This is a genomic window from Pseudomonas sp. P5_A2_2 (genome assembly GCF_054177685.1).
The window spans coordinates 1-6,667 of record NZ_JBGCUL010000197.1 but is presented as its reverse complement, the minus strand read 5'-3'; the positions used below and the strand labels follow the sequence as shown (position 1 = coordinate 6,667).

At 60.6% G+C, this 6,667-nt stretch carries 6 protein-coding genes; all 6 read left to right on the top strand.

Annotation, left to right across the window (positions count from 1 at the left end; all coding sequences use genetic code 11):
• Positions 1-750: NAD(+) kinase (locus ACXRVY_RS13730; RefSeq protein ID WP_458237567.1), on the top strand; the 750-nt coding region annotated here is incomplete at its 5' end.
• The gene (locus tag ACXRVY_RS13725; protein ID WP_458237566.1) at positions 750-1,721 is read left to right on the top strand and encodes a metallophosphoesterase; all 972 of its coding nucleotides are present in this window, start codon (positions 750-752) and stop codon (positions 1,719-1,721) included. The genes ACXRVY_RS13730 and ACXRVY_RS13725, both read left to right, overlap by 1 nt.
• Positions 1,718-2,587, top strand: coding sequence for a rhomboid family intramembrane serine protease (locus ACXRVY_RS13720; RefSeq protein WP_223461791.1), 870 nt, complete (start codon positions 1,718-1,720; stop codon positions 2,585-2,587). The genes ACXRVY_RS13725 and ACXRVY_RS13720 overlap by 4 nt, the downstream gene beginning before the upstream one ends.
• A gap of 32 nt (positions 2,588-2,619) precedes the next feature.
• Positions 2,620-2,880, top strand: a complete 261-nt coding sequence (locus ACXRVY_RS13715; protein ID WP_223461789.1) for a YeaC family protein — start codon at positions 2,620-2,622, stop codon at positions 2,878-2,880.
• Positions 2,877-3,707 (top strand): DUF2797 domain-containing protein, encoded by an 831-nt coding sequence (locus ACXRVY_RS13710; protein ID WP_223461787.1) that lies wholly within the window; start codon positions 2,877-2,879, stop codon positions 3,705-3,707. The genes ACXRVY_RS13715 and ACXRVY_RS13710 overlap by 4 nt, the downstream gene beginning before the upstream one ends.
• Before the next feature lie 10 nt (positions 3,708-3,717).
• Entirely contained in the window at positions 3,718-6,375 is a 2,658-nt protein-coding gene (pepN, locus tag ACXRVY_RS13705) for an aminopeptidase N (protein WP_458237565.1), read from the top strand.
• The last annotated feature ends 292 nt before the right edge of the window (positions 6,376-6,667 follow it).

Genomic DNA, 6,667 nt, shown 5'->3' with positions numbered 1-6,667 from the left:
GGGCATGGCTTGCAAACCTCGTCGCGCAAGATGCTCGGCGAAGTCTGCGACATGGTCATCGTGGTCGGTGGTGACGGCAGCCTGCTCGGCGCCGCCCGGGCACTGGCCAGGCACAATATCCCGGTGCTMGGCATCAACCGCGGCAGCCTGGGTTTCCTGACCGACATTCGCCCCGACGAGCTGGAAACCAAGGTCGCCGAAGTGCTGGATGGCCACTATCTGGTGGAAAACCGCTTCCTGCTGCAGGCCGAAGTCCGTCGCCACGGCGAGGCCATCGGCCAGGGCGATGCACTGAACGATGTGGTACTGCACCCAGGCAAATCCACCCGAATGATCGAATTCGAGCTGTACATCGACGGCCAGTTCGTCTGCAGCCAGAAGGCCGACGGCCTGATCGTCGCCACGCCGACCGGTTCCACCGCATATGCACTGTCTGCCGGCGGGCCGATCATGCATCCCAAGCTCGACGCTATTGTGATTGTGCCGATGTACCCCCATACCTTGTCAGGTAGACCGATTGTGGTCGATGGCAACAGTGAGCTGAAAATCGTCGTGTCCAAGGATATGCAGATTTACCCGCAAGTCTCGTGTGACGGGCAGAACCACTTTACCTGCGCGCCCGGCGACACCATTACCGTCAGCAAGAAAGCCCAGAAACTGCGGCTGATTCACCCGCTCGACCACAACTACTATGAAGTCTGCCGGACCAAGCTCGGCTGGGGCAGCAAGTTGGGGGGTGGAGGCGACTGATGCTCGATCCCGCGCGTAGCTACGACCTGATCGGTGACGTGCACGGTTGCGCTCTGACCCTGGAGCACTTGCTCGACCGACTCGGTTATCACAAACAGGCTGGCGTCTGGCGACACGCCTCGCGCATGGCGGTGTTCGTCGGCGATATCATCGATCGCGGCCCGCGGATTCGCGAGGCGCTGCATATCGTCCACGACATGGTCGAGGCCGGTCAGGCGCTGTGCATCATGGGCAACCACGAGTTCAATGCGCTGGGCTGGAGCACGCCGGCGCTACCCGGCAGCGGCAAGCAATTCGTGCGCGAGCACACGCCGCGCCATGCCCGCCTGCTGCATGAAACCCTGACCCAGTTCGAACACCATCCGGGTGACTGGCACGACTTCCAGCAATGGTTCTATGAGCTGCCATTGTTCGTCGATGCCGGACGCTTCCGGGTGGTACATGCCTGCTGGGACGCCGGCCTGATCGAACCGCTGCGGGCGTTGTTCCCCAACGGTTGCGTCGACGAGCCTTTTCTCCAGGCTTCGGCGGAATCGGGATCTTTTGCCTGCACCGTCTTCGATCGCCTGTTGCGCGRCACGGACATGCGCTTGCCCCATGGCCTGACCATGACCAGCGGCGATGGGCTGGTGCGTTCGTTCTTCCGCACCAAGTTCTGGGAAGACGATCCGAAAACCTACGGCGACATCGTGTTCCAGCCCGATGCACTGCCCGAACCCGTGGCCCGGACGCCGCTGACGTCCACCGAAAAAAACAGTTTGCTGCGCTATGGCATCGACGAGCCGCTGCTGTTCGTCGGTCATTACTGGCGCAGCGGCAAGCCGGTACCGATCCGGCCGAACCTGGCCTGTCTGGATTACAGCGCGGTGCTGTACGGCAAACTGGTTGCCTATCGCCTGGATCAGGAAACCCGTCTGGATCCGCATAAATTCGTCTGGGTCGATGTCGAGCGGCCGGAGGTGCTGCAATGAGTGCTGTAGCGGTATTGCGTCTGCCATTGGCGGTGGACTTGAGCGGGTTCGTCACGCTGCTCAAGCGCATGCAGGTGCCCCACCGCGTCAGTGAAGAGGCTGGCGAGCAGGTGCTGTGGGTGCCGCAGAACATCAGCGAAGACGTTCGCGCGCTGTACGAACGCTTTCCGGCGGGCGACCCCGATCAGCAGCTGGACATTCCGTTGGCGCAGACCATCGAGCGTCCGGGGTTCGTCGAACAATTGAAATATGCCAGGGCCACCGCGCTGGTGCTGTTGCTGAGCGTGATTGTCGGCGCAGTGACCATGCTCGGCGACAATCTTGAAACGCTGCGCTGGCTGACCTTCCTCGAATTCCGCGTGGTTGGCGAATACCTCCACTTCACGCCACTGGCCGACAGCCTGGCGGCGGGGCAGTGGTGGCGCCTGTTCACGCCGATGCTGATTCACTTCGGCATCCTGCACCTGGCGATGAACGGCATGTGGTACTGGGAACTGGGGCGGCGCATCGAGTCGCGTCAGGGCAGTATCAACCTGATCGGCCTGACCCTGCTGTTCAGCCTGGTGTCCAACTACGCCCAGTATTTCTTCAGCGGCCCGACCTTGTTCGGTGGTTTGTCCGGTGTACTGTACGGCCTGCTCGGGCATTGCTGGATCTTCCAGCTGCTGGCGCCGAACCCGGCTTATCGCCTGCCGCGAGGCGTGCTGGTGATGATGCTGGTGTGGTTGCTGCTGTGCCTGTCCGGGCTGGTCTCGATGATCGGCTTCGGCGAAATCGCCAACGCGGCCCATGTCAGCGGGTTACTCATCGGATGCTTCACCGGTTTGTTGGGCGGGTTGTATAACCGCCGTAAACTGGCCGCCTAATTCAGAACATGCAATAAAGAGACGGAGACCCAATGTCCTCTTTTAACGAAATGATCAAGAACATCACCCACGATATCTACGAGAGCCTGAAACTGGCCGTGGAAATCGGCAAATGGTCCGACGGTGGCAAACTCACCGCGGAGCAGCGCGAGCTGTCACTGCAGGCGATGATCGCCTGGGAAGTCCAGAACCTGCCCGAGGACCAGCGTACCGGCTACATGGGGCCGCAGGAATGCGCTTCGAAGTCGATCGAAGTACCGAACATCCTGTTCAAGTCGGATGCCATCCATTGATCGAGATTGGCCGCGGTGCAATCAGCAAAATGTCGGCGCGCCTGGACGGGTCGAACGTGCAATACGCATTTCGTCTGGGCGAAACCGAGGTCCCGGTCAATCCGTTGATCGGTACCACGGTGCGCCTGGAATACCTGGGTGCGATCCACTGCATCCATTGCGGACGCAAGACCAAGACCAGTTTCAGCCAGGGCTACTGCTACCCGTGCATGACCAAACTGGCCCAGTGCGACGTCTGCATCATGAGCCCGGAGCGTTGCCACTTCGACGCCGGCACCTGCCGCGAGCCCGAATGGGGCGAGAAGTTCTGCATGACCGACCACGTGGTGTACCTGGCCAATTCGTCGGGGGTGAAAGTCGGGATTACCCGCGCCACCCAGCTGCCGACCCGCTGGCTCGACCAGGGTGCGAGCCAGGCCTTGCCGATCATGCGCGTCTCGACCCGGCAACAGTCCGGTTTCGTCGAGGATCTGTTCCGCAGCCAGGTGGCCGACAAGACCAACTGGCGTGCTTTGCTCAAGGGCGATGCGGCGGCGGTGAACCTGGCCGAGGTCCGCGATCAACTGTTCGACAGCTGCGCTGAAGGTTTGCTCGGGTTGCAGCAGCGATTTGGCTTGCAGGCGATCCAGCCGGTGACCGATGTCGAACCGCTGGAAATCCGCTACCCGGTCGAGCAATACCCGGCGAAGATCGTCAGCTTCAACCTGGACAAGAACCCGATTGCCGAAGGCACGCTGATGGGGGTCAAGGGCCAGTACCTGATCTTCGACACCGGCGTGATCAATATTCGTAAATACACGGCTTACCAGCTCGCCGTGCATCAGTAAGGACTCCAGCATGCGCACCGAACAACCGAAGATGATCTACCTCAAGGACTATCAGGCGCCCGAGTACCTGATCGACGAAACGCACCTGACCTTCGAGTTGTACGAGGACCACAGCCTGGTCCATGCGCAACTGGTGATGCGCCGCAACCCCGAGCGTGGCCCGGGGCTGCCGCCGCTGGTGCTGGACGGCCAGCAGCTTGAGCTGTTGGCGGTGACTCTGGCCGACCAGGAGCTTACCGAGGCGCAGTATCAGCTGACCGAGAATCACCTGACCCTGCATCCGACCAGCACCACCTTCACGGTCGACACCAGCGTCAGGATCCACCCGGAAACCAACACCGCGCTGGAAGGCCTGTACAAGTCCGGCACGATGTTCTGCACCCAGTGCGAGGCTGAAGGCTTCCGCAAAATCACCTATTACCTCGATCGCCCGGAYGTGATGAGTAAGTTCACCACCACGGTGGTTGCCGAACAACACAGCTATCCGGTACTGCTGTCCAACGGCAACCCGATCGCTTCCGGTCCCGGCGAAGACGGCCGGCACTGGGCGACCTGGGAAGACCCGTTCAAGAAACCGGCGTACCTGTTTGCGCTGGTGGCCGGTGACCTGTGGTGCGTCGAAGACAGCTTCACCACCATGAGCGAGCGCAACGTGGCGCTGCGCACTTACGTCGAGCCGKAAAACATCGACAAGTGCCAGCACGCCATGAACAGCCTGAAGAAGTCCATGCGCTGGGACGAAGAGGTCTACGGTCGCGAGTACGACCTGGACATCTTCATGATCGTCGCCGTGAATGACTTCAACATGGGCGCCATGGAAAACAAGGGCCTCAACATCTTCAACTCCAGCGCCGTGCTGGCCAAGGCCGAAACCGCCACCGACGCCGCGCACCAACGGGTCGAGGCAATCGTCGCCCACGAATACTTCCACAACTGGTCGGGCAACCGCGTGACCTGCCGCGATTGGTTCCAGCTATCGCTCAAGGAAGGCTTCACCGTGTTCCGCGATGCCGGTTTCTCCTCGGACATGAACTCGGCCACGGTCAAGCGCATCCAGGACGTGGCCTACCTGCGCACCCACCAGTTCGCCGAAGACGCCGGTCCCATGGCCCACGCCGTGCGCCCGGACAGCTTCATCGAGATTTCCAACTTCTACACCCTGACCGTGTACGAAAAGGGCTCGGAAGTGGTCGGCATGATCCACACCTTGCTCGGCGCCGAAGGCTTCCGCAAAGGCAGCGACCTGTACTTCGAGCGCCACGACGGCCAGGCCGTGACCTGCGATGACTTCATCAAGGCCATGGAAGATGCCAATGGTGTCGACCTGACCCAGTTCAAGCGCTGGTACAGCCAGGCCGGTACACCGCGTCTGGCGGTAACTGAGTCCTACGACAGCGCCGCGAAAACCTACAGCCTGACCTTCCGCCAGAGCTGCCCGCAAACCCCGGACAAGGTTGAAAAACTGCCGTTCGTGATCCCTGTCGAGCTGGGCCTGCTGGATTCCAAAGGGGCAGCGATTGCCCTGCGTCTGTCCGGTGAAGCCACCGCGCAAGGGACCTCGCGGGTCATTTCGGTGACCGAAGCCGAGCAGACTTTCACCTTCGTCGATATCGCCGAACAACCGCTGCCATCGTTGCTGCGTGGTTTCTCGGCGCCGGTGAAACTGAGTTTCCCGTACAACCGCGACCAGTTGATGTTCCTGATGCAGCACGACAGCGACKGCTTCAACCGCTGGGATGCCGGCCAGCAACTGTCGGTGCAGGTGCTGCAGGAATTGATCGGCCAGCAGCAGAAGGGCGAAGCACTGGTACTCGATCAGCGTCTGGTGTCGGCGCTGCGTACTGTGCTCTCGGACGAGTCGCTGGATCAGGCCATGGTCGCAGAAATGTTGTCGCTGCCAAGCGAAGCGTACCTGACCGAGATCAGCGAAGTGGCAGACGTCGAGGCGATTCATGTCGCCCGCGAGTTTGCCCGCAAGCAACTGGCTGACGCGTTGTTCGAAGGCCTGTGGCAGCGTTATCAGGCCAATCGCGAATTGTCGAAGCAGACGCCGTACATGGCCGAAGCCGAGCATTTCGCCCGTCGTGCCTTGCAGAACATCGCGTTGTCCTACCTGATGCTCAGCGGCAAGCCGGAAGTTGTGGCTGCGACCCTGGAGCAGTTCGACGCGTGCGACAACATGACCGAGCGCCTGACYGCACTCGCCGTGCTGGTCAATTCACCGTTCGAAGCCGAGAAGGCCAAGGCGCTGGCCAGCTTCGCCGAGCACTTCAAGGACAACCCGCTGGTCATGGATCAGTGGTTCAGCGTCCAGGCCGGCAGTGTGTTGCCCGGTGGCCTGGCGCGGGTCAAGGCGTTGATGCAGCACCCGGCGTTCAACATCAAGAACCCGAACAAGGTGCGGGCACTGGTTGGTGCGTTTGCCGGGCAGAACCTGATCAACTTCCATGCTGCCGATGGTTCCGGGTATCGCTTCCTCGCGGATCTGGTGATCGAGTTGAATGGCTTTAATCCGCAGATTGCTTCTCGCCAGTTGGCGCCTTTGACTCGCTGGCGCAAGTACGACAGTGCTCGTCAGGCTTTGATGAAGGGGGAGCTGGAGCGGATTCGGGCTTCGGGGCAGTTGTCCAGTGATGTGTTTGAAGTGGTCAGCAAGAGTTTGGCTTGATCTTGGCTTTTGAACTTGGCGGCCTTTGGGCCGACCAGGTTCTTGGTTGATTGAGTACATATCCGTTTYTKCGGTAACGGCGGCTTATGGTTCCGCTCTTACAGCCAGCCCTTTCAAGGTCTTCGTTTAGAATCCCCTAAAACTCCAGTCAGGGTGACGAAAACGATGTGGGCAGAAGTTCTAGCGCGGTTTGAAAAAAAGACACCGGCCAGTGTCATGACGAAATTGATACTGGAGCAGGCTGTTCCTGCCGAATGGGTKGATCAGGTGTTTGAAGAACACCGTCAACGCG

Coding starts and splice junctions, on each gene's coding strand:
- ACXRVY_RS13720 (WP_223461791.1), top strand. CDS start 1,718: ATGAGTGCTGTAGCGGTATTGCGTCTGCCATTGGCGGTGGACTTGAGC.
- ACXRVY_RS13715 (WP_223461789.1), top strand. CDS start 2,620: ATGTCCTCTTTTAACGAAATGATCAAGAACATCACCCACGATATCTAC.